Genomic DNA, 23,507 nt, shown 5'->3' with positions numbered 1-23,507 from the left:
CACCCCTGAAATTTGCACCTTGCACCGATTACCCCCACACCGAGCAGATGTTGGTACCGCCGGGTCGGGTCAAGATGCAGACCAGCCATTGGGACGTGCAGGGTAATGTGCCGTCCGAAGCTCGGCGCATCCGGCCCGGTATTGGCCCGGCCCCTGCCCCTGCCACTGCTTGAAGGCATGGTGGAAGGCCGCTGACTCGTGGTACCCCAGCAGGTAGCCCACCTCGGCAATCGGCATGGCCGAAGTGGCTAGGTAGTGACAGGCCAGCTCGTGCCTCGTGGCATCGATCAGTGCCTGGTAGGTCATGCCGGTCTCGGCCAAGCGGCGCTGCAGGGTGCGCGTGGATAGGTGCAAGTCATCCGCCACATCGGCCAGCTTCACAGCGCCTCGCCCCAGCCGACCAGAGATGCTTTGGCGCACCTGCGCCACGATACCGCCCTCGCGTGGGTGGCGTGCCTGCAACAGCTCGTCGGCATGCCGTTGCAGGAGCGGCAGCAGCGTTTTATTGGCCTGAGGAATCTGCAGGCTCAGCAGTGCCGCAGGGAAGTTGGCTCGATGCAACGCACCGCCCCAACGAACGCGCGCCCCGCTGGCCTGAGAGATAGCCTGCGCCGTGGCATCGTCTTGACGGTGCGAAAACTCCAACGCAACACCCGCAATCGGCTTCCCAACGAGCCACTGAGCGCAGGCATGGATGCCGGAAAACACCGACTCGACCAGCGCATCCGCCGCCGGATGGCTACCCCAGCCGTTGCACCAGACATATTCCACCGTGTCGCCCTGCCACGTGAGGGTGGATCGCCCCAAGTCATGCACCAGCGACTCGAAACGCAGCACCTGGTCCAGCGCCTCGCCCAACGTGTGGCAGGCTAGCAGCAGGATGCCGTTGACGCCGTAGGTAGTGGGCTTGACACTCTGCCCAAGGCGCCAGGCGAAGCCCGGCCCCGCGTGGGCCAGAGCCTGCTGCAGCAGCGACAAATAGGCGGACACAGGCACGTCCGCCTCACCCGGAGCTTCTTGGCCCAGTGCCTGCTCCAGCGCAGCCTGTGTCATGCCTTCGGCGCACGCCGTATCCCACAGTGTGCGCGCGTAGGGCGCCACGACACGGGGCGGTGGCGTGTTTGGCGTGTTGGAACAATCAGTTGGCGGCATTTCGGAATGGCAAATCGGAAGCCCGCAGCTATAGTAGCCTGAAAACCATTCAGGAGTATCCAGTCATGCGGCGATGGAACGGCTGGGGCGACGAATCCACCTCGATGAACCTGGGCGAAGGTGCACGTGCCATGCTGGCCCAGCGCCTCGGACCAGGCCAACCAGGGCAGGACGCCAAGCGCGAAGACCTGCTGCCGCGCATTCCGGCTTCGCGCCTGCTGGAGCACCCGCTGATCCAGCACGATGCCTCTTCGCGCCTAGCCGTGGGGCTGGGCGAGAGCTACGCCGACTGGATCCGCAAGCGCTTCGGCCAGCTTCCCCCGGTGCCCGATGGTGTGGCGTTCCCGGAATCGGGCGAGCAGGTGCGCACGCTCCTGGACTTGGCGCACTCACAGCGCTGGATTGTGATCCCGTTCGCCGGCGGCACCAGCGTGTCGGGACACCTCGACTGTCCCCTGAGCGAGCGGCCCATCCTCTCGGTCAACCTGACACGCATGAACCGCCTGTTGCACCTGGACAAGACCAGCCTGCTCGCCACTTTCGGCGCAGGCACTCCAGGGCAGCAAGTAGAAGCCCAACTGCGCGCCCAAGGCTACACGTTGGGTCATTTTCCGCAGTCGTTTGAATATTCCACTGTGGGCGGCTGGGTGGTCACGCGCTCCAGCGGCCAGCAGTCGCTGCGCTATGGGCGCATCGAGCAGCTCTTCGCGGGCGGACGCATGGAGACGCCCGTGGGCCCGCTGGTGCTTCCCACCCTGCCCGCTGCCAGCGCCGGCCCAGATCTGCGCGAAATCGTGTTGGGTTCCGAGGGGCGCTTCGGTATCCTGACCGAGGTCACGGTGCGCATCTCGCCCCTGCCCGAGCACGAAAGTTTCCACGCCCTTTTCCTACCAGACTGGGACAGCGCCGAGGCCGCCGTGCGCGCACTGGCGCAGCGGCGGCTGCCACTGTCGATGCTGCGATTGTCCAACCGCATCGAGACCGAAACCAACCTCACGCTGGCTGGCCACGAGCGCCTGATCGGGCTGCTGCAGCGCTACTTGGCTTGGCGCGGCTGCGGTGCAAACAAATGCCTGTTGATGCTGGGCGTGACCGCCGACTCGGCCACCGCGCGCCATGCACTGGGCGAGGCCCGGCGAGAGCTGCGCCGCCACGGCGCGGTCTACATCGGCCCAGCCATGGGGAGCAAGTGGGCGGTCAATCGGTTCAAGGGACCCTACCTGCGCAACACGCTGTGGGACCAAGGCTACAGCGTCGACACCATCGAGACGGCGGTGGATTGGCCCCAAGTGAAGTCCTTGATGCACGCCATGGAGCAGGCAGGGCGCGAGGCGTTCGCTCGCTTTGGGACGCCGGTGCATGCCTTTACCCACCTTTCGCACGTATACCCGCAGGGCAGCAGCATCTATTCGCAGTACGTCTGGCCCACCGCACCCGGCGGCTTCGCGCCCAATTTCGAGCGCTGGCAGACGCTCAAACGCGCCGTCGCCGAGCAGATTGCCGCGCACGGCGGCACCGTGAGCCACCAGCACGGCGTGGGGCGCGACCACGCCACACACCTGGTCGACGAGAAAGGCCCGCTGGGCATGGCGACACTGGCCGGGCTGTGCCGCCATTTCGACCCGCACGGGATCATGAACCCCGGCAAGCTGCTGCAGGACGGTGGGCCATGGGCGGACTGATGCTCCCGCGCGCCGAGGCATTGGCGCAGATCGAAGCCCAAGAGTGGGATATCGTCGTCATTGGCGGCGGCATCACCGGCGCGGGCGTGGCGCAGCAGGCGGCACGAAGGGGCTGGAGCGTGCTGCTGGTGGAGCAGCGCGACTTCGCTTGGGGCGCGTCCAGCCGTTCGTCCAAATTGGTGCATGGTGGACTGCGCTACCTGAAAGAAGGTGACCTCAAAACCACGCTGCATTCAGTGCGCGAACGCGAGCGCCTGCTACAGGAAGCCCCGGGCTTGGTGGAGCTGCAAAGCTTTTTATTTGCCGATTGCCCCGACCGCAAGCCTGGGCGCTGGCTGATGCAGACCGGGCTGTCGGTGTACGACCTCATGGCCGGACAGCGCAGCCATTTTCATGCCGACCTCGCCACCACACAGGCGTTGGCGCCCGGCTTGGCGCCTCCTGGACTGCGCGGAGCGCTGGTGTTTCAAGACGCCAAAACCGACGACGCCCGGCTGGTACTGCGGGTGCTGCAAGAGGCGCGGCTGCTGGGTGCCACCACCCTCAACTACCTGGCCGCACGCGCCTTGCGGCTGGAGGGCGGCCGCATCACCGGCCTCGACCTGCAGGATGCGCTGGGCGGGCGCAGCCATGTGGTGCGGGCCCGCTCTGTGGTCAACGCCACCGGCGCCTGGGCCGACCGGCTACGCGCCGGGTTGGGCAGCAGGCCCATCCTGCGCCCGCTGCGCGGCAGCCACCTCCTCGTGCCGTTCTGGCGCCTGCCGGTGGCGCAGAGCATCAGCCTCATGCACCCACGCGATGGCCGCCCGGTTTTCCTCTACTGCTGGGAGGGTGCCACGCTGATCGGCACCACCGACCTGGACCACGATGAGTCACTCGACACCGAGGCCAGCATCACACCGGCAGAGGTGATCTATCTGATCGAGGCCGTGAACGACCAGTTTCCGGGTGCCCGCCTTACCCCGGCGGACGTCAGCGCCTGCTACGCCGGCGTGCGCCCAGTCATCGACGGCGGTCAAAAAGATGCCTCCAAAGCCTCGCGCGACCATGTGGTGCGCGACGAGTCTGGCCTTGTCACGCTGACCGGCGGCAAGCTCACCACCTTCCGCCTCATGGCGCAGGATGCACTGGCCTTGGCCGCGCCGCACGTGGGAAAACCGTTCACGCGCACCGATGCGCCCGTGTTCACCCCAGCCAGCCCATTGAACCCGCGTTGGTGTGCAAGTGTGCGCCAGCGCCTGCAGGGGCGCTACGGCAGCTTGGCCGCGTCCCTGTGCGCCGATGCTCACCAAGAAAACCTGCATGGCATCCCCGGCACCTCCACCTTGTGGCTGGAGCTGGCCGTGGCCGCCCGCTACGAGGCCGTGGAGCACTTGGACGACCTGCTGCTGCGCCGAACGCGGCTGGGCATTTTGCTGCCCCACGGCGCGCTGGCGCTGCTGCCACGCATCCGGCGGCTCTGCGCACCGGACTTGGCTTGGAGCGATGCGCGCTGGCAAGAGGAAACCGTCCGCTACCGCGCTCTCATCACCGCGCACTACCAGCTGCCGGGCACCATGCTGCCAGAATTTGAATAAAAAAATAGCCGCAAACGCTCATCCGTCAAGCGCCCGCAGCTACAAAAATCGAGGAGGCCCCATGACCAAACCCTACCTGCTGGTCATCGACAACGGCACGCAGAGCGTGCGCGCCCTGCTGCTGGATCTGCACGGCAACTTGGTGGACAAGGCGCAAGTGGCCATCACCACCTACCGTTCTCCCGAGCCCGGCTGGATGGAGAACGACCCCGAAGCCTTCTGGCAAACCCTGTGCCAGGCCTGCCAGCGCCTGTGGGCCAACACCGCCGTGCCGAAAAATTCCATCGCCGGGGTCGTGGTCACCACACAGCGCGGCACCACCGTGTCGCTCGGTACCGATGGACAGCCACTGCGTCCCTCAATGATCTGGCTCGACCAGCGCCGCGCTCAGCACGCCCCGCGCCTGCCATGGTGGTGGGAGGCAGCCTTCGCCGCCATCGGCATGCGCGACACCGTGCGCCACTTCCAGCGCGAGGCCGAGGCGAACTGGATCGTGCAGCACCAGCCAGATCTTTGGGCACGCACCGACAAATTTCTGCTGCTCTCGGGCTACCTGAACCACCAGCTCACGGGGCGTTTTGTTGATTCGGTGGCCTCGCAAGTAGGCTATGTACCGTTCGACTACAAAAAAGGCCGCTGGGCGCCGTCGTACGACTGGAAGTGGCACGCCCTGCCCATCCGCCCAAGCATGCTGCCCGAGCTGGTGGATGCGGGCACCGTCATCGGCCAAGTCACCCCGCAGGCCGCGAGCGCGACCGGCATCCCCTTCGGCCTGCCCGTGGTGGCGGGTGCGGCCGACAAGGCCTGCGAGGTGATCGGCGCGGGCTGCCTCACGCCCGAGATCGCCTGCCTCTCCTACGGCACGGCCGCCACCATCAACATCACCATGCGGCGCTATTTGGAGGCCACACCCTTCATCCCGCCCTACCAAGCGGCCGTGCCGGGGCACTACAACACCGAAGTGCAAATCACGCGGGGTTTTTGGATGGTGAGCTGGTTCAAGGAACAATTCGGCCAGCACGAGCAACTGCTTGCGCAAGAGCGCGGCGTTTCCCCCGAGAGCCTGTTTGATGAATTGGTCAACGCCGTGCCACCCGGTGCGCAGGGCCTGATGCTGCAGCCATTTTGGAACCCTGGCATCAAGGTGCCGGGCCCCGAGGCCAAGGGCGCCGTGATCGGCTTTGGCGATATACACACCAGAGCCCACCTGTACCGCGCCATCCTTGAAGGCTTGGCCTACGCGCTGCGCGAAGCCAAGGAGCGCATCGAAAAACGCGGTGGCCAACGCATTGAACGCGTGCGCGTCTCAGGCGGCGGCTCACAGAGCGATGCGGCCATGCAGATCACCGCCGACATCTTCAACCTGCCCTGTGAGAGACCGCACCTGTATGAGACCAGCGGCTTGGGTGCGGCCATCTTGGCCAGCGTAGGCCTGGGGCTGCACCCCGACTTCGCCACCGCCGTGCGCACCATGACGCGCATTGGCCAGACCTTTGCCCCCGCGCCCGAACACGCCCACACCTACGAGCAGCTCTACCAGCGCGTGTACTGTCGCATGTACGATCGTCTACAGCCTCTATACCGCGAGATCCGCACCATCACCGGCTACCCCTCACACGATTGAAAAAAGGAGACGTCGGGGTAGGTGGCGCTGCTCATGGCTTAGATCGCAAGGCACGGCTGCGATGCTGTGGGGGCGTGGGTGGGCTGCAAGGCTTGCTGGGCCAAACGCCAGACGTGGCGTGGCGGCAGGTCTTTGAGCCGGTGGTCGCTCCAGACCTGGCGCCAGCGCCGGGCCCCGCTCTGGCCGTGGCGCAGGCCCAGCAGATGCCGCGCCACCGCGTACCAGTGCGTGCCTTCCTGCAAGGCTTCGCGCTCCATATAGTCCACCATGGCTGCTTCCACCGCGTCGCGGTTTGAATCGAAGGGCGCGGCGGCGTAAAAGATTTCATCCCAGCGGCTCAAATCCCAAGGCTGGTGGTAGGCGCTGCGCCCAATCATCACGCCATCGAGGTGTTGCAACTGCTCGGCCATCTGCTGCGCGGTCTGCAAGCCGCCGTTGAGCACCAGCGTGAGAGCCGGAAAATCGCGCTTGAGCTGCTGCACCACCTCGTAGCGCAGCGGCGGCAGCGCGCGGTTTTCTTTGGGGCTCAGGCCCTGCAGCCAGGCGCTGCGCGCATGCACGATGAAAACCGTGCAACCCGCTTCGGCCACGGTGCCCACGAAATCGCGCACAAAGCCGTAGCTTTGCTCTTGGTCGAGACCGATGCGGTGCTTGACCGTGACCGGGATGTCCACCGCCGCCCGCATGGCGCGCACGCAATCGGCGACGCGCTGCGGCTCGGCCATCAGGCAAGCCCCAAAGGCGCCGCGCTGCACCCGCGGGCTCGGGCAACCGCAGTTGAGGTTGATTTCGTCGTAGCCCCACTGCTGCCCCAGGCGCGCGCACTGGGCCAGTTCGGCCGGCTCGCTGCCGCCCAGTTGCAAGGCCAGCGGGTGCTCGGCAGCATCGAAGACCAAATGGCGGCGCACGTCGCCATGCAGCAAGGCGCCGGTGGTGACCATCTCGGTGTAGAGGCGGGCGCGCCGGGTGAGCAGGCGGTGCAGGAAGCGGCAGTGCCGGTCGCTCCAGTCCAGCATCGGGGCCACGCAGGCGCGCCAGTCGGGTGCGCGCGACGAGGCGGCGGTGGACGGGTAAGCAGGACCAGACATAGAAGCAAAGCGTGAAGATCTATCAAGTCCAATTACAGCACGCGCAACGGATAGACGCAGCACCCAAGACACAAGGGTCCGCCCAGCCGGTGGTATGCTTGCCCCGAATAGGTAAATACCATTATGGACAACGGAACTCTTTTGGCGTCGGTGGACATGGGCTCAAACAGCTTTAGGCTGGAGATCGGTCGCTACCACTCGGGCCACGTGGAACGGGTCGAGTACCTCAAGGAGCCGGTGCGACTGGGGACCGGGCTCGATGAGTACAAAAACCTGAGCCCAACGGCGATGGAGCGCGGCTGGGAATGCCTGGCGCGTTTTGGTGAACGCTTGCAGGGCTTCAAGAAAACCCAGGTGCGCGCCGTGGCCACCCAGACCCTGCGCGAAGCGCGCAACCGCGACGATTTTTTGCGCAAGGCACAGGCGGTGCTGGGTTTTCCCATCGATGTGATCTCGGGCCACGAAGAGGCGCGCCTGATCTACCAAGGGGCCTCGCACCTGCTGCCGCAGTCGGACGAGTGCCGACTGGTGATCGACATCGGCGGGCGCTCAACCGAGATCATCCTTGGCCAAGGCCACGAGCCCTTGCGCATGGAATCCTACCGGCTGGGTTCAGTTTCGTGGACGCAGCGCTACTTTGCGCGCGGCCAGTACACCGCACCCATGCTGCGCACCGCCGTCATCGCCGCCAAGGCGGTGCTGGACGAAGCGCTGGAGACCTTTCCCGCCGCCGAATGGCAAGTGGCTTACGGCTCCTCGGGCAGCGCCGGGGCGGTGTGCGAAATGTTGGCCCTCAACGGCTTCGAGTCCGATGTCATCAGCCGCGCCGGGCTGGATTGGCTCAGCGAGCGCCTGCTGCGCGCTGGCAACGTCAACGAGTTGCGACTGGAGGGCTTGCGCGACGACCGCCGCCCGGTGCTGTGTGGCGGCTTGAGCGTGCTGCACGCGCTGTTTGAGTTGTTCGACCTGCAGACGCTGCATCGTTCCTACGGCGCGCTGCGCCAGGGTGCGCTGTTCGACCTGATCGACCGCGAGAGCGGCCAGACCGACATCCGCGAGCGCACGGTGCGCTGGCTGGGTGAGCGCTACGCCACCGACCAGGCGCAGGCCAAACGCGTGGCGGCGCTGGCGGTGCGGCTGTTTGCGCAAGTGGCCGACGAAGACCCGCTCAACGGCCGCTACTCGCGCAAGCTCGACTGGGCGGCGCGCCTGCACGAGATCGGCACCCACATTTCGCACAGCGGCGCCTACCGCCACGGGGCCTACATCCTCGACCATGTGGATGCGCCGGGCTTTTCGATGCCCGAGTTGCACCGCATGAGCCGCTTGGTGCTGGGCCAACGCGGCAAGCTGCGCAAGCTCGAGGCCGAACTGCAAGAAGAGCTGTTTGCCAAGCAACTGATGTGCCTGCGGCTGGCGGTGTTGCTCTGCCACGCCCGCACCGACCCCGACACCGCCGCTTTGCGGCTGGGCTACAAGGCGGGCTGCTTCAAATTCAGCGCGGTGCCGGGCTGGGCGAAGCTGCACCCGCAATCGGCTTGGTTGCTGGAAGAAGAGGCCCTGATGTGGCAGAAAACGCACTGGGCGTTGGAGCTGGACCTGCGCTGATCAAAGCAGCTCTGGCGTCTGCACCGTCACGATGACGGTTTGCAGTTGGCCATCGCGCTCGCGCTGGCGCAACCACCACACCGCACCCTTGCGGATCGAGCAGTCTTCTTCGCGCCAATCGAGCAGACGCGCCACCGTGCGGCCCAGCGTGGGCTGGTGCCCGACGATCAAGGCGGGTTGGCGCGCTTCGGGCCATTGCACCAGTTGCAGCAGCTCATCGACGCTGCCATCGGGGCGCAGTTCCTCGCGCGCCTTGTATTTGCGCCCCAACGCGATCACGGTTTGTTCGGTGCGCACCGCCGGGCTGCAAAAAACACGCACCCCTTCGGGTAGTTGCCGATCCAGCCAGGCCGCCATGCGCAGCGCCTGGCGCTCGCCCTTGGGCGTGAGGCGGCGCGACAGGTCGGCCCCGCACAACTCCTCGGTTTCCTCCAGGTCTTCAGCTTCGGCGTGGCGCCAGAGTATCAAGTCCATGCTTATCCTTTGCTCCCGTGACGGGACATGAGGGCCGTTTGGGCCGAATGCAGCGGGTTGCGGCCGCGCCCCTGATGCACCCCGGCGCGCGAGTAGCTTCCATCGGGTTCTAGCAGCCAGGCATCGCGGCTGTCGTGCAGGTACTGGTGGATGCCCTCTTCCATCACGCGCTGGCGCAGCGCCGGGTCGGTTACGGGCCACGCCAACTCGATGCGGCGCAGCATGTTGCGGTTCATCCAGTCGGCGCTGGACAGCCACAGCTCTTCTTGCTCGCCATAGCGAAAGTAAAACACCCGCGAGTGCTCCAGCAAGCGCCCAATGACCGAGCGGATGCGCACGTTCTCGGTGTAGCCCGGTACCCCAGCCGGCAGAATGCAGGCCCCGCGCACGATGGCGTCGATCTGCACCCCGGCCTGCGAGGCGTGCGCCAGCGCACGCGCCAGCGGCTCGTCGGTGAGGGCGTTGGTCTTGAGGATGATGCGCGCCTCTTGCCCCAGTTTGGCCGCTGCGACGCAGGCCTCGATGCGCTCGAGCATGCCCTTGTGCAGGTAAAACGGGGCTGCCAGCACTTTGTGTAGCCGGGGCAGGCGGCTCTGGCTGGCCAAGTGCAAAAACACCTGATCGAGGTCGCTGGTGAGCGCTTCATCGGCCGTGAGGTAGCTGAAATCGGTGTAGAGCTTGGCGGTGCCTGGGTTGTAGTTGCCGGTCGAGAGGTGGGCGTAGCGCACCAGCCGCCCTTCTTCGCGGCGCGTGATGAGCAGCATCTTGGCGTGGGTTTTGAGCCCGACGATGCCATACACCACCTGCGCCCCGACCGACTCCAGCCGCTCGGCGTGGTTGATGTTGGCCTCTTCGTCGAAGCGCGCCTTGAGCTCGACCACCGCCGTGACTTCCTTGCCGCGGCGCACCGCCTCGCGCAACAAGTCGGCCATCTCGCCCTTGCTGCCGGTGCGGTAAATGGTTTGCTTGATCGCCAGCACCTGCGGGTCTTCCACCGCCTCGCGCAAGAAGGCCAGCACGGCGTCGAAGCTCTCGTAGGGCTGGTGGATCAGCACATCGCCTTTTTTGAGGCGCTCGAAGAAGGACTGCCCCGGCACCAGTTGCGACGGCCAACCGGGCAGATAGGGCTCGAAGCGCAAGGCGGGCAATTCAAGCAGATCGATCAGTTGCGTCATGCGCACCAGATTGACTGGCCCAGAGACCCGGAACAGGCACTCGGGCGGTAGGTTGAACTGCAGCTGCAAAAAATCGGACAAAAATTCGGAGCACCCGGCCGAGACCTCGAGCCGCAGCGCCTGGCCGTAGTGGCGCCGCGTCAGGCCCAGGCGCATCGCCGTGCGCAGGTTTTTCACCTCTTCTTCATCGACCGCCAGATCGGAGTGGCGCGTGACGCGAAACTGCGAAAACTCGGTCACGCTGCGGCCCGGAAACAAATCGCCCAGGTGCGAGCGGATCAGGCTCGAAATCGAAATGAAGCAGGCGTTCTTGCTGTTGCGCGCACCCGGCATGCGCAAGTAACGCGGCAGCGAGCGCGGAACTTTGACGATGGCCACTTCGTTTTCGCGCCCAAAGGCATCGCGACCGGCCAAGCGCACGATGAAGTTGAGCGACTTGTTGGCCACCTGCGGAAAGGGGTGCGAGGGGTCGAGCCCGATCGGTAGCAGCAGCGGCTGCACCTCGGTGGCGAAGTATTCCTTGACCCAGCGCCGCTGGGCTGGGGTGCGCTCGCTGTGCGCGACGATTTTGATGCCGCGCTTTTCGAGTATGGGCAGCAGCTCCTCGTTGAGAATCATGTATTGCAGATCGACCAAAGCATGGACTTTGGCCGCGACCTCGCGGAAGGTCTGTGCGGTGATGGCCCCGCGCTGCTCGTTGCTCACAAAGGCCGCCAGTTGCGGCGCAAAACGCACCTCGAAAAACTCGTCCAGATTGGATGACACGATGGTCAGGTAGCGCAGCCGCTCCAGCAAGGGCACGGCAGGGCGACGGGCCCAGTCCAGCACGCGCTCATTGAAGGCCAGAATGCTTTGGTCGCGGTCGAGAAATCCGTGTTTGGGGGTCGGGGTGGAGGTACTCATGTGTCTGCGCTTCGATTCCCTGAAAATCATATCGTTCGATTATGGAACGGCGCGCACATGAAAATGTGACAACTACGCGTAAACCCGAGTACCAAGCTTTGCACGCCCGTTCGATCAGGCGCCAGCGCGCTACTCGCTCAGGCTGGCCACCAGCCGCTCGGCCCAACTCTGCGCCAGCGCGGTCTCGCGCGCCTCCACCATCACGCGCAGCAGCGGCTCGGTGCCGCTGGCGCGGATCAGCACCCGCCCTTGGCCCTGCAACGCGGCCTCGGCCTGCTCCAGGGTGCGCGCCAGCGCGGCGTGGGTTTTCCAATCCTGCCCCGCTTGCAGCCGCACATTGAGCAGGGTTTGCGGAAACAATGTCAGCCCTTGCAGCAACTGCGCCAGCGACTGGCCGCTGCGCACACACACCTGCAGCACTTGCAGGGCGGCCACGATGCCGTCGCCGGTGGTCTGTTTATCGAGAATCAGCAAATGGCCCGAGCCCTCGCCGCCCAGCGGCCAGCGCTGGCGTTGCAGCTCTTCGAGCACGTAGCGGTCGCCCACCTGGGCGCGCCGCAGCGGCACCCCTTTGGCCTGCAAGGCCAGCTCAACCGCCATATTGGTCATCAGCGTGCCGACCACACCGGGCACCACCTCGTCGCGCCCGAGCCGGTCGTCGGCCAGCAGATACAGCAACTCGTCGCCGTTGTAGAGCCGGCCCTTGGCATCGACCAGCAGCAGGCGGTCGGCGTCGCCATCGAGGGCGATGCCGAGGTCGGCGCGGTGCTGGCCCACCGCCGCCACCAGCGCCTGCGGGTGCGTGGCCCCCACCTCGTGGTTGATGTTGTAGCCGTCGGGTTGGCAGCCGATCTCGATCACCTCGGCCCCGAGCTCGTGGAACACCTTGGGCGCAATGTGGTAGGCCGCCCCATGCGCCGCATCGACGACGATTTTGAGCCCGCTCAAGCTCAACTCGGTGCCAAAGGTGCTTTTGCAAAACTCGATGTAGCGCCCGGCGGCGTCATCCAGGCGCCGCGTTTTGCCCAGTTGCGCCGACGGGGCCCACTGCGGCTCCTGGCGCAGCGCGGCTTCGACGTCCAGCTCCCACTCGTCGCTCAACTTGGCCCCCTGGGCGCTGAAAAACTTGATGCCGTTGTCGGCAAAGGGGTTGTGGCTGGCCGAGATCACCACCCCGAGGCTGGCGCGCTGGGCCCGCGTCAGGTAGGCCACCGCCGGCGTGGGCAGCGGACCCAGCAACACCACATCGACCCCGGCCGAGTTAAAGCCCGACTCCAGCGCCGACTCCAGCATATAGCCCGAGATGCGCGTGTCTTTGCCGATCAGCACCTTGGGGTGCGACTGGCTGCGCTTGAGCACGCGCCCAACCGCATGGGCCAGGCGCAACACGAAGTCGGGGGTGATGGGCGGCTGGCCAACCGTGCCGCGGATGCCGTCGGTGCCAAAGTATTGTCTGCTCATAAAACGGGCTGCTCCCAAGCTTGCAAAAGCACGGATTATCCAGCCTGCTGGCGCATCGCCTGCCACACCTTGAGCGCCTGCACCGTGGGTGCCACATCGTGGACGCGCAGAACGCTGGCCCCGCGCTCGAGCGCCAGCAGCGCAGCGGCCACGCTGGCGGGCAGGCGCTCGGCTGCTTGCTCACAGCCCGTGACCGCGCCCAGCGACGATTTGCGCGACCACCCCAGCAGCAGCGGGTAGCCCAGCGCCAGCAGCTCGCGCTGGCGCGCCAGCAAGGCAAAGTTTTGCGCCACCGTTTTGCCAAAGCCGATGCCGGGGTCGAGCACGATCCGCGCGCGCGCCACCCCGCGCGCTTGCAGCGCTTGGGCGCGCCCCAGCAAAAAGTCGCGCACCTGAGGCAGCACGTCGCCACTCATGGGTGCGCTCTGCATAGTTTGCGGTTCGCGGTGCATGTGCATCAGGCACACGCCGCAGTTGGGGTGCTGCGCCAGCACCGCCTCAGCGCTGGGGCCGTGCTGTGCCGGGTGGCGCAGCGCCCAGACGTCGTTGATGATGTCGGCCCCCAAGTCGAGGCAGGCTTGCATCGCCTCGGGCTTGTAGGTGTCGATCGAAAGCGGCACCTGCCAGCGCTGCAACTCGCGCAGCAGCGGCAGCAGGCGCTGCAATTCGTCGGCCAGCGGCAGCGGGGTGGCACCGGGCCGGGTGGACTCGGCCCCCAGATCGAGCACATCGGCCCCTTCGGCCAGCAGGCGCTCGGCTTGGCGCAAGGCGGCCTCGGGCCGCAGGTACTGGCCGCCGTCGGAGAAGGAATCGGGTGTGAGGTTGAGTATCCCCATCACCAGCGGGCGCTCCAGCGAGAGCGCAAAGCGGCTGGTCTGCCAGATGGCTGGCGCGCCACCCGTTGCGGCTGCGCCTGCTGCCCCCACCACCACTGCGCCGCTATTCAGGCCGCCGTTGGGGCCGGCTCGGGCTTGGCTGCGGCCGAACCACCGCCACCGCTACCGTCCACGCTGGGGTTGCGTGGCGTCCAGTCTTTGGGTGCGCGCGGCGGCTTGCCCGCCATGATGTCGTCGATCTGCTCGCTGTCGATGGTTTCCCAATCCAGCAGCGCCTTGGCCATGGCGTGCATCTTGTCGGCGTTGTCTTCGATCAGCTTGCGCGCCTGCGCGTACTGCTCGTCGATGATGCGGCGCACCTCGGCATCGACGCGGCGCATGGTCTCTTCGCTGATGTTGGTGGTCTTGGTGATCGAGCGGCCCAAGAACACCTCGCCCTCATTTTCGGCATAGACCATGGGGCCGAGCGCGTCGCTCATGCCGTAGCGCATCACCATGTCGCGCGCGATGTGGGTGGCGCGCTCGAAGTCGTTGGAAGCACCCGTGGTCATCTGGTTCATGAACACCTCTTCGGCGATGCGGCCGCCAAACAACATGCTGATCTGGTTCAGCATGTAGTGCTTGTCGAAGCTGTAGCGGTCTTTTTCGGGCAGGCTCATGGTCACGCCCAAGGCACGGCCGCGCGGGATGATGGTCACTTTGTGCACCGGGTCGCACTTGGGCAGCAGTTTGCCGATCAGGGCGTGGCCGGACTCGTGGTAGGCGGTGTTGCGCCGCTCTTCTTCGGGCATGACCATGCTCTTGCGCTCGGGGCCCATGAGGATTTTGTCCTTGGCCTTCTCGAAGTCCTGCATATCGACCAGGCGTGCGTTGCGGCGCGCCGCCATCAGCGCGGCTTCGTTGCACAGGTTGGCCAGATCTGCCCCGCTCATGCCGGGGGTGCCGCGCGCGATCACGCTGGCGCTCACATCGGCACCCAGCGGTACTTTGCGCATGTGCACGTTGAGGATTTGCTCGCGGCCGCGGATGTCGGGCAGCGTGACATAGACCTGGCGGTCGAAGCGCCCTGGGCGCAGCAGCGCGGCATCGAGAATATCGGGCCGGTTGGTGGCGGCGATCACGATCACGCCCAAGTTGGTCTCGAAGCCGTCCATCTCGACCAGCATCTGGTTGAGGGTCTGCTCGCGCTCGTCGTTGCCGCCGCCCAGGCCGGCGCCGCGCTGGCGCCCCACGGCGTCGATCTCGTCGATGAAGATGATGCAGGGCGAGTTTTTCTTGGCCTGCTCAAACATATCGCGCACCCTTGAGGCCCCGACGCCGACGAACATCTCGACAAAGTCGGAACCCGAGATGCTGAAAAACGGCACCTTGGCCTCGCCCGCGATGGCCTTGGCCAGCAGGGTTTTGCCGGTGCCCGGCGGCCCGACCAACAGCAGCCCGCGTGGGATGCGCCCGCCCAGCTTTTGGAAGCGGGCCGGGTCTTTGAGGAAGTCAACCACCTCCTTGACCTCCTCTTTGGCTTCGTCGCAGCCGGCCACATCGGCAAAGGAGACGGTGTTGGCGCTCTCGTCGAGCATGCGCGCCTTGCTCTTGCCAAAGCTGAAGGCACCGCCCTTGCCACCGCCCTGCATTTGGCGCATGAAATAAATCCAGACCCCGATCAGCAGCAGCATCGGGCCCCAGCTCACCAGAATCGTCATCAGCAGCGAGGCCTCTTGGCGCGGCTGCACGTCGAAGCGCACGTTGTGGGCGACCAAGTCGCCGATCAGGCCCCGATCCAGAAAAGTGGCTTGGGTGCGCACCCGCTGCCCGTCGGTGGTGACGGCGGTGATCTCGGTGCCATTGGGGCCTTCTTGGATGGTCGCGCTCTGGATGCGGCTGGTGCGCACCTTGTCGAGAAAATCGGAGTAGGCGAGCGCAGTGGCCCCGGCCGTGGGCGCCCCTTGAAATTGGTTGAAGACGGTGAACAGCACCATGGCCACCACCATCCACACCGCCACTTTGGCAAACCACTGGTTGTTCAAGGCAAACTCCTGCTAGAAATATGTGCGCCCCACATGCGGGGCCATTTTAGGTCTTTCAAGGCCGTGCCCCGCTTTCGGGTGCACAAATCCATCTGCATGAAGAGGATAGAAAACGACAACGATGCGCCACTCATGCTTTCAGACCGAGGCCGATCAAAAAGGTTTCAGAAGATTTGTCGCGCGAGGCCTTGGGCTTGATCGCCTTGACCTGCCTAAACGCAGCCCGAAACGCCTGCACCTGCTCCTGGTAGCCGCTGCCATGAAAGACCTTGGCCACCAGCGCCCCCTCGGGCTTGAGTTGGCTGCGGGCAAAATCGAGCGCCAACTCCACCAGGTGCGTGATGCGCGCCGCATCCACCCCCTCGATGCCCGACAGGTTGGGCGCCATGTCGGACAGCACCAGATCGACCGGGCGCAGCGCGGCTTCAGCTGCGCGGGTGGGCGCAGCCTCAGCCGACTCGGCGCCACCCACGGCGGGCATCGGCTGGGCCAGCGCCTGCTGCAACTGCGCCAGCAGCTGCGCGTCGCCAAAATCGCCCTGAATGAACTGCACCCCCTCGATGGGCTCCATGGGCAGCAGGTCGATGCCAATGATGCGGCCCTTGAGCGCCCCCGCCGCCGCCCCGTCTGGGGCCAGCCGGCGACGCAGATACTGGCACCAGGCCCCCGGCGCGCAACCCAGATCGACGATGCACTGGCCGGGACGCACCAGGTGCAGAGTCTGATCAATTTCCTGTAGTTTGAAGGCGGCGCGCGCGCGGTAGCCTTCCTTTTGGGCCAGTTTGACCCACGGATCGTTGGCGTGCTGGTTCAGCCACGCCTTATTGACCTTCTTGCTTTGTGTTTTGACCTTCATGCGGGGATAATTGTCCCATGCCTCAAATCGAACTCACCCCCGCCGCCCGAAAAATACACCGCGCCGACGCGCACCACCTCGAACCGGTGGTGCAAATCGGCCACGAGGGCCTCACCCCGGCCGTCACGCTAGAAGTCGAGGCCGCCCTGAAAGCGCACGGCCTGATCAAGGTGCGCGTGTTCAACGACGACCGCCACCAGCGCGATGCCTACCTGCACACGCTGGCGGCCGAGCTCAACGCCGCCCCGATCCAGCACATCGGCAAGCTGCTGGTGCTCTGGCGCCCGCTGCCGCCCAAAGAAAAAGCCGCCGCCCCGGACGAAGAGCGCAAACCCGGCCCACGCGACTACAAGGTGCTCAAATACAGCAAAAAAGGCGGCCAGCGCCCGGAAGTGAAAACCGTGCGCGTGCTGGGCAACCAGCGCCTCACGCCGGGCGGCTTGGTCAAGCGCTCGCGCCCAACCGGGCCCGTGAGCGTGAAAAAAGCCAGCCAGGCGCGCTGAGGTGCCCATGCCTGCCAGCCCCTGCACCACCCCGACCACGCCCACAACCGCCCCCGACGCGGCCACCAACCCGCTGCTGGACGGCAGCGCGCTGCCGCGCTTCGATGCCATCCGGCCCGAGCACGTGCAGCCGGCGATCGAGCAGTTGCTGCAACAGGCCCAGGCCGCGCTGGAGCAAGTCACGGCGCCCGGCTTTGTAGCCGACTGGCAGGGCATAGCCGCCGTGCTCGACGTGGCCACCGAGCGCTTGGGCCGCGCCTGGAGCGCCGTGAGCCACCTCAACGCCGTGGCCGACACGCCCGAGCTGCGCGCCGCCTACAACGCCATGCTGGCCCCCGTGACCGCTTTCTGGACCGGCTTGGGCAGCGACGAGCGCCTGTACGCGCTCTACAAAGCGCTCGACCCCGCCCGCCTGACGCCCGAGCAGGCCCAAGCGCGCCAGCACGCCCTGCGTGACTTCGTGCTCGGCGGAGCCGAACTGCAAGGCGCGGACAAGGCGCGTTTTGCCGCCATCCAAGAACAACTGGCCGAGTTGCAGCAAAAGTTCAGCGAAAACCTGCTCGACGCCACCGACACCTGGCAGTACCTGGCCAGCGCCGAGGAGCTCGACGGCGTACCGCCCGATGTGCTGGCCGCCACCCGCGCCGCTGCCGAGGCCGCAGGCCACACCGAGCGCCACCTGCTCACGCTCAAACTGCCCTGCTACCTGCCGCTGATGCAGTTTGCGCGCCAGCGCGAGCTGCGCCAGCGCCTCTACCGCGCCTACGCCACCCGCGCCAGCGAGCTGGGCGACTCTGGCGAGGCCCCCGACGCCGCCGCCCACCCGGCGCGCTTCGACAACAGCGCCCTGATCAGCCAGATTCTTGCGCTGCGCCACGAGGAAGCGCAACTGCTGGGCTACCCGCACTACGCCGCCGTCTCGCTGGCGCCCAAAATGGCCGACAGCGCCGAGCAAGTGATCGCCTTCTTGCGCCAACTGGCGGCGCGCGCCCGCCCTTGGGGCCAGCGCGACCTGGCCGACCTGCGCGCCTTTGCCGCCGAGCAGCTCGATCTGCCCGACCCCCAAGCCTGGGACTGGACCTACATCGGCGAACAACTGCGCCAGGCGCGCTACGCCTACAGCGAGCAGGAAGTCAAACCCTATTTCACCGCGCCCAAGGTGCTCGAAGGGCTGTTTGGCCTGATCGAAACCCTGTTCGAGGTGCGCATACTGCCCGACCGGGCCCCCACCTGGCACCCCGGGGTGCAGTTCTTTCGCATCGAACGCCCGGCGGCCGCCAGCGCCGCCCCCACCCTGATCGGCCAGTTCTACCTCGACCCCGGCGCACGCAGCGGCAAGCGCGGCGGCGCTTGGATGGACGACGCCCGCGCGCGCTGGCGCCGCCCCGATGGCACCGGCCTGCAAACCCCGCTGGCGCACCTGGTGTGCAACTTCGCCGAAGGCGTCAACGGCCAGCCGCCGCTGCTCACGCACGACGATGCGATCACCCTGTTCCACGAATTCGGCCACGGCCTGCACCACCTGCTGACCCAAGTCGAAGAGCGCGACGTGGCCGGCATCAGCGGCGTCGAATGGGACGCCGTCGAGCTGCCGAGCCAGTTCATGGAAAACTTCTGCTGGGAGTGGGAGGTGCTGCGCCACTTGAGCGCGCATGTCGATACCGGTGCGGCGTTGCCGCGCGAGCTGTTCGACAAGATGCTGGCCGCCAAAAACTTCCAGAGCGGCCTGCAAACGCTGCGCCAAGTCGAGTTCGCCCTGTTCGACCTGCTGCTGCACAGCGGCGGCGCGCCCAAAAATGCCGACGGCAGCGACGACTACATGGCCTTGCTGGCGCAGGTGCGCGCCGAAGTCGCCGTGCTCGAACCCCCGCCCTACCACCGCATGCCGCACAGCTTCAGCCACGTGTTTGCGGGCGGCTACGCAGCCGGCTACTACAGCTACAAGTGGGCCGAGGTGCTCAGCGCCGACGCCTACGCTGCCTTCGAAGAAGCCGCTGCCAGCCAAAACGGCCAGCACGGCCAGAGCGGCAACGTGCTTGACCGCGCCACCGGCCGCCGCCTGCGCCAGACCATTCTCGAAGTGGGCGGCAGCCGCCCGGCGCTGGAGTCCTTCAAGGCCTTCAGGGGCCGCGAGCCGCGCCTCGACGCGCTGCTGCGCCACCAAGGCATGGCGGATGCGGATGCGCTCACAGACACGGCTGCGCCAGCTTCAGCCTGAACTTGCGACCATGAACACACCCGTTTCAGCTGCCCCTTTGCCCTCCCTTGGCCGCAAATTGGTTTTCATCATCGTGGTTTTGTTTTCCACGTTGGCGCTCACCTCTGTGGCCAGTTGGGTCACCTTGAGCCACCTCGGCAACCATTCCGAGCGCTTGGCGCAGCGCCACATGCCCCAGGTGCAGCGGATTGCCGACGCCCAGGTGCTGATGTTTCGCATCTCACTCGAAGCACGCCAAGCCCTGCTGGTCAGCGATGCCGCCGCCAAGCAACAAGCGCTGGATCGCATCGCGGTGTTCAGGGACGAAAAACTCGCACTGCTGCAGCAGTTTGAAGCCGCCATCGACACCGAGCGCGAGCGCGAGATTTTTGCCCAAATCCGCTCTGCGGATGATGATTTTTGGCGGCTGGCGCAGCAGGTGACAGCCAACATCCGGGCCGGCGACAATGCCGGCGCTCTGGCGCTGCTGCAGTCCGATCTGGTGCCGGCGCGCGACCGGATGCTGCAAAGCATGGCCCAGCAGCGCCAGTTGCAGCAGGAAAAGGTTGATGGCGCCATGCTAAGCACCGAGCGCATCACGTTCAACACCAAGTTGGCCTTGGCCATCCTCACCGCGCTGGTGTTCCTGATTGCCGCCCACCATGCGCGCTCCTTCATGCAGACCATGCGCTCCTCTTTTGCCCGCGCGCAGCGGGTCGCACACCGCATCGCCAACGCCCGCTCCACCGAAACCGATCCCCCCAACCGGGGCGACGAATTTGCCTCGCTGTTTGCCACCATTGCAGACATGGAGCGGCGCCTCAACGAAGTCGTCTCCAGAGTGCGCCAAGCCTCCAACCAGGTGCTGAGCGCAGCGGCGGCGCTGGACCAATCCAGCGCCGATCTGCGCACCGTCACCGACCAGCAAGCCGGCGCTATCGAGTCCAGCGCCGAGCACGCGCGCAGCATGACCGGCGCCATCGAATCGAGCGCCCGCAACGCCGACAACGTCAGCCGCCTGGCCGGCAAGGCCTCCGAGATCGCCTCGCAAGGCGGGCAAGCCGTGACCGAGGTGGTGCAAGAAATGCAGCGCATCGACGAGGCTTCGCGCCGCATTTCCGAGATCGTCAGCGTGATCGACGGCATCGCCTTCCAGACCAACATCCTAGCCCTCAACGCCGCCGTGGAAGCGGCCCGTGCCGGGGAGGCCGGGCGCGGCTTTGCCGTGGTGGCCGGCGAGGTGCGCTCGCTGGCGCAGCGCAGCACGCAGGCGGCGCGCGAAGTCAAGCAACTCATCGAAACCTCGACCCAGCGCGTGCAAACCGGATCAACAGCCGCACAAAACGCCGGCCAGACCATGCAGCGGGTGGTGGAGTCGGTCGATGAGCTCTCGCGCCTGATGGGCTCCATTGCCCAAGCCACGGTGCAGCAGCGCGCCAGCGCACAGGAACTGGACCGCGCTGTGGGTTCGCTGCACGAATCGGCGCGCAGCAGCGCCACCGTGGTGCAGCACTCACAAGAAACGGCTGCCCGGCTGCGCGATCAGGCGCATGATTTGGATGAGACCATGGGGGCCTTTCACACCGAGGGCGCTGCGGACTTGCGGCGCGTGTAAGCACCCGGGCCGCGCGCGGGCGGCCGCCCCATCAAAACCGCAGCGTCCGAACCCCCTCGGCCGTGCCCAGCAGGCAGACGCTGGCCTTTTGGTGCGCGAACACGCCCACGCAGACCACGCCCGGCCAGTTGTTGACCTCGCTCTCGAAGGCCAGCGGCTCGTCGATGCACAGCCCGGTCACGTCCAAGATGTGCTGGCCGTTGTCGGTGCGCAAGGGCTGGCCGCCTTGCAGCCGCAGCGTGGCCACGCCGCCGTGTGCGGCAAAGCGACGCGCGATCTGCTGCGCCGCCATCGGGATCACCTCCACCGGCAGCGCAAAGCGGCCCAGCACCGGCACGTACTTGCTCTCGTCGGCGATGCAGATGAAGCGCTCGGCCAGCGCGGCCACGATCTTTTCGCGCGTCAGCGCCGCGCCGCCGCCCTTGATCATGCAGCCGTGCGGATCGATCTCATCGGCCCCATCCACATAAAGCGCCAGCGACTCAACCGCGTTTGCGTCCAGCACCGCGATGCCGTGCGCACGCAGGCGCTCCGATGAGGCCTCGGAGCTGGAGACGGCCCCCCGTATGCGCTGCTTCACCGTGGCCAGCGCGTCGATGAACTTATTCACCGTCGAGCCGGTGCCCACGCCGACGATCTGGCCCGGCTCGATGTATTGCAGCGCCGCCTGAGCGACGAGGGTTTTGAGTTGATCCTGGTTCATGCTGTATCGGTGAGAGGTGCGTTTAGGGGCTTGTGGCAGGCGTGCGTGGCAAGCGCAGCCGCCGATTTGGGACAATCGGGCCCACGGCTGCACCCTGCATCCCATCCAAAACCGCATTATCCCCATGTCCTTGCTGCCCTACGCGCTGCTGCGCCCCTTTTTGTTCCGCCTCGACGCCGAAGCCGCGCACGAGCTCACGCTGGCGCAGTTGGAGCGCATCCAGCACACGCCGCTGCTGGCGCTGGCGGCGCAGCCGCGCATCGACGACCCGCTCACGCTGGCCGGGCTGCGCTTTCCCAACCGCGTCGGGCTGGCGGCCGGGCTGGACAAAAACGCGCGCTGCATCGACGCCTGGGGCGCGCTCGGTTTTGGCTTCGTCGAAGTCGGCACCGTGACCCCGCTGGCGCAAGCCGGCAACCCCAAGCCGCGCATCTTTCGCCTGCCCCAGAGCCGGGCGCTGATCAACCGGCTCGGCTTCAACAACGAGGGGCTGGCGGCCTTCGTGGCCAACGTGCGGCGCAGCCGCCTGCGCGCCCAGCGCCCCACCACCCCCGACAGCGCAGCGCCCGCGCTGGTGCTGGGCCTAAACATCGGCAAAAACGCCGCCACCCCGATCGAGCGCGCCAGCGACGACTACCTCGCGGCGTTGGAGGCCGTTTACCCCCATGCCGACTACGTGGCGGTGAATATCTCCAGCCCCAACACGCAAAACCTGCGCGCCCTGCAAAGCGACGCCGCGCTGGAGCAGTTGCTGGCCGCGCTGGCCGAGCGCCGCGCCGAACTGAGCGCCGCCAGCGGCGTGTACCGGCCGCTGTTCATCAAGATCGCGCCCGACCTGGAGGCCGAGCAAATCGAGGCCATCGCCGCCGCCTTGCTGCGCCACGGCATGGACGGCGTGATCGCCACCAACACCACCCTGGGCCGCAGCGCCGTGCAAGGCCAGCCACACGCCGACGAGGCCGGCGGGCTATCGGGCGCGCCGCTGCTGCAAGCCAGCAACGCCGTGGTGCGCGCGCTGCGCCAGCGCCTGGGGCCAGATTTCCCGATCATCGGCGTGGGCGGCGTGCAAAGCGGGGCCGACGCGCAGAGCAAGCTCCAAGCCGGGGCCGACTTGGTGCAACTCTACACCGGCCTGATCTACCGCGGCCCGGCGCTGGTGCCCGAAGTGGCGCGCGCCTTGGCCAGCCTGCAACGCCCGGCGCCGGCTCGCTGACCGCCTGCCTTAACCGCGCTGACGCCGCGCCTCGAACAGGCAGACCGCGCTGGCCACCGACACGTTGAGGCTTTCCACCGCGCCGTGCATCGGGATGCGCACCAGTTCGTCGCAGCTTTTGCTGGTGAGCTGGCGCAAGCCCTGGCCTTCGGCCCCCAGCACCAGGGCCAGCGGGCCGCGCAAATCGGCTTGGTAGATCGTTTTGGGGGCCTGGTCGCTGGTGCCCACGACCCAAATGTTGCGCTCCTTGAGCTCGCCCAAGGTGCGCGCCAGATTGGTGACCATGAAATAGGGCACGGTGTCGGCCGCTCCACTGGCCACCTTGGCCACGGTGGCGTTGATGCCGGCGGCGTGGTCTTTGGGTGCGATCACGGCGTGCACCCCGGCCCCGTCGGCCACCCTCAGGCAGGCCCCGAGGTTGTGCGGGTCGGTCACGCCGTCGAGCACCAGCAGCAGCGGCTGGGTGGGGGGGCTGTCGGGGCTGGCCGCCGCTTCCAGGCGCTCGAGCAACTCGTCGAGCGAGCGCGCGCTGGGCACGGCGAGCACCCGCGCCGCCACGCCCTGGTGGCCGTGGCTGCCGGCCAGTTTGGCGATGCGCAGGGCGTCGGCCTCGATCAGGCGCACCTGGGCCTCGCGGGCGCGCTCCAGAAAGCCCTTCATGCGCGCATCGCGGCGGGTGGGGTCGAACAAGACCTCGATCACCGAGGCAGGTGCGATTTTCAGGCGCACCCCGACGGCATGGAAGCCGAACAGCACTTTATTTTCAGACATGGGGACCGATTATCCGCCACCCATCCTGCACCCTAGGTCGTGCAC

At 66.5% G+C, this 23,507-nt stretch carries 18 protein-coding genes and 1 pseudogene; 9 read left to right on the top strand and 10 right to left on the bottom strand.

Translation table 11 applies throughout. From position 1 onward, the window contains the following. Positions 1-69: 69 nt before the first annotated feature. Entirely contained in the window at positions 70-1,101 is a 1,032-nt protein-coding gene (locus SRAA_RS03480; protein ID WP_052467471.1) for an AraC family transcriptional regulator, read from the bottom strand. Between the two features lie 116 nt (positions 1,102-1,217). Between SRAA_RS03480 and SRAA_RS03475 the strand changes: the two genes are divergently transcribed. The 3 genes from SRAA_RS03475 to SRAA_RS03465 all read left to right on the top strand — a co-directional run bounded on the left by SRAA_RS03475 (position 1,218) and on the right by SRAA_RS03465 (position 6,035). Next, complete coding sequence (locus SRAA_RS03475) at positions 1,218-2,834, top strand: FAD-binding oxidoreductase (protein ID WP_045531020.1); 1,617 nt, start codon at positions 1,218-1,220, stop codon at positions 2,832-2,834. Then, positions 2,834-4,411 (top strand): glycerol-3-phosphate dehydrogenase/oxidase, encoded by a 1,578-nt coding sequence (locus tag SRAA_RS03470; protein WP_231849322.1) that lies wholly within the window; start codon positions 2,834-2,836, stop codon positions 4,409-4,411. The genes SRAA_RS03475 and SRAA_RS03470 overlap by 1 nt, the downstream gene beginning before the upstream one ends. A 61-nt stretch (positions 4,412-4,472) precedes the next feature. Further along, the gene (locus SRAA_RS03465; RefSeq protein ID WP_045531016.1) at positions 4,473-6,035 is read left to right on the top strand and encodes an FGGY-family carbohydrate kinase; all 1,563 of its coding nucleotides are present in this window, start codon (positions 4,473-4,475) and stop codon (positions 6,033-6,035) included. A 38-nt stretch (positions 6,036-6,073) separates the two neighbouring features. On the opposite strand, the gene dusA is transcribed toward SRAA_RS03465, so the two are convergent. Continuing rightward, positions 6,074-7,123 carry a tRNA dihydrouridine(20/20a) synthase DusA gene (dusA, locus tag SRAA_RS03460; protein ID WP_082039883.1) on the bottom strand — a complete coding sequence of 350 codons (1,050 nt, stop codon included), beginning with the start codon at positions 7,121-7,123 and terminating at the stop codon, positions 6,074-6,076. Between the two features lie 123 nt (positions 7,124-7,246). Here dusA and SRAA_RS03455 point away from each other — a divergent pair, with 123 nt between their 5' ends. Continuing rightward, complete coding sequence (locus tag SRAA_RS03455) at positions 7,247-8,731, top strand: Ppx/GppA phosphatase family protein (RefSeq protein ID WP_045531014.1); 1,485 nt, start codon at positions 7,247-7,249, stop codon at positions 8,729-8,731. Here SRAA_RS03455 and SRAA_RS03450 read toward each other — a convergent pair whose 3' ends face one another. The 6 genes from SRAA_RS03450 to SRAA_RS03425 form a co-directional block, all read right to left on the bottom strand. Next, on the bottom strand, positions 8,732-9,205 hold the full coding sequence (locus SRAA_RS03450; RefSeq protein ID WP_034109825.1) for a SixA phosphatase family protein: 474 nt from the start codon (positions 9,203-9,205) through the stop codon (positions 8,732-8,734). It lies immediately after the preceding gene. Between the two features lie 2 nt (positions 9,206-9,207). Further along, on the bottom strand, positions 9,208-11,283 hold the full coding sequence (ppk1, locus tag SRAA_RS03445; RefSeq protein ID WP_045531011.1) for a polyphosphate kinase 1: 2,076 nt from the start codon (positions 11,281-11,283) through the stop codon (positions 9,208-9,210). A gap of 129 nt (positions 11,284-11,412) precedes the next feature. Continuing rightward, positions 11,413-12,744, bottom strand: coding sequence for a phosphoglucosamine mutase (glmM, locus tag SRAA_RS03440; protein WP_045531009.1), 1,332 nt, complete (start codon positions 12,742-12,744; stop codon positions 11,413-11,415). Positions 12,745-12,779: 35 nt separating this feature from the next. Further along, entirely contained in the window at positions 12,780-13,580 is an 801-nt protein-coding gene (gene folP / locus SRAA_RS03435; RefSeq protein WP_045533212.1) for a dihydropteroate synthase, read from the bottom strand. Positions 13,581-13,687: 107 nt separating this feature from the next. Continuing rightward, on the bottom strand, positions 13,688-15,604 hold the full coding sequence (gene ftsH, locus SRAA_RS03430) for an ATP-dependent zinc metalloprotease FtsH (RefSeq protein WP_045531007.1): 1,917 nt from the start codon (positions 15,602-15,604) through the stop codon (positions 13,688-13,690). A 130-nt stretch (positions 15,605-15,734) separates the two neighbouring features. Further along, positions 15,735-16,460, bottom strand: a complete 726-nt coding sequence (locus tag SRAA_RS03425) for an RlmE family RNA methyltransferase (protein ID WP_045531005.1) — start codon at positions 16,458-16,460, stop codon at positions 15,735-15,737. 17 nt (positions 16,461-16,477) lie between these two features. Between SRAA_RS03425 and SRAA_RS03420 the strand changes: the two genes are divergently transcribed. The 4 genes and pseudogenes from SRAA_RS03420 to SRAA_RS03410 all read left to right on the top strand — a co-directional run bounded on the left by SRAA_RS03420 (position 16,478) and on the right by SRAA_RS03410 (position 20,775). Beyond that, positions 16,478-16,963, top strand: coding sequence for a YhbY family RNA-binding protein (locus SRAA_RS03420; RefSeq protein ID WP_045531003.1), 486 nt, complete (start codon positions 16,478-16,480; stop codon positions 16,961-16,963). Between the two features lie 7 nt (positions 16,964-16,970). Then, positions 16,971-19,181, top strand: coding sequence for a M3 family metallopeptidase (locus tag SRAA_RS03415; protein WP_045531000.1), 2,211 nt, complete (start codon positions 16,971-16,973; stop codon positions 19,179-19,181). Continuing rightward, positions 19,138-19,734: pseudogene (locus SRAA_RS12890) on the top strand (MCP four helix bundle domain-containing protein); the annotation flags it as partial. The gene SRAA_RS03415 and the pseudogene SRAA_RS12890, both read left to right, overlap by 44 nt. Before the next feature lie 3 nt (positions 19,735-19,737). Beyond that, entirely contained in the window at positions 19,738-20,775 is a 1,038-nt protein-coding gene (locus SRAA_RS03410) for a methyl-accepting chemotaxis protein (RefSeq protein WP_476748573.1), read from the top strand. Between the two features lie 31 nt (positions 20,776-20,806). Here SRAA_RS03410 and rpiA read toward each other — a convergent pair whose 3' ends face one another. Further along, positions 20,807-21,478 carry a ribose-5-phosphate isomerase RpiA gene (gene rpiA, locus SRAA_RS03405; RefSeq protein ID WP_045530996.1) on the bottom strand — a complete coding sequence of 224 codons (672 nt, stop codon included), beginning with the start codon at positions 21,476-21,478 and terminating at the stop codon, positions 20,807-20,809. A 124-nt stretch (positions 21,479-21,602) separates the two neighbouring features. On the opposite strand from rpiA, the gene SRAA_RS03400 reads away from it, so the two are divergent. After that, on the top strand, positions 21,603-22,691 hold the full coding sequence (locus SRAA_RS03400) for a quinone-dependent dihydroorotate dehydrogenase (RefSeq protein WP_045530994.1): 1,089 nt from the start codon (positions 21,603-21,605) through the stop codon (positions 22,689-22,691). A 9-nt stretch (positions 22,692-22,700) separates the two neighbouring features. Here SRAA_RS03400 and rlmB read toward each other — a convergent pair whose 3' ends face one another. After that, positions 22,701-23,462, bottom strand: a complete 762-nt coding sequence (gene rlmB / locus SRAA_RS03395; protein WP_045530992.1) for a 23S rRNA (guanosine(2251)-2'-O)-methyltransferase RlmB — start codon at positions 23,460-23,462, stop codon at positions 22,701-22,703. Positions 23,463-23,507 lie beyond the last annotated feature (45 nt).

The sequence above is a fragment of the Serpentinimonas raichei genome, assembly GCF_000828895.1.
GTDB lineage: Bacteria > Pseudomonadota > Gammaproteobacteria > Burkholderiales > Burkholderiaceae_C > Serpentinimonas > Serpentinimonas raichei.
This window is presented reverse-complemented; position numbering and strand designations above follow the sequence as displayed.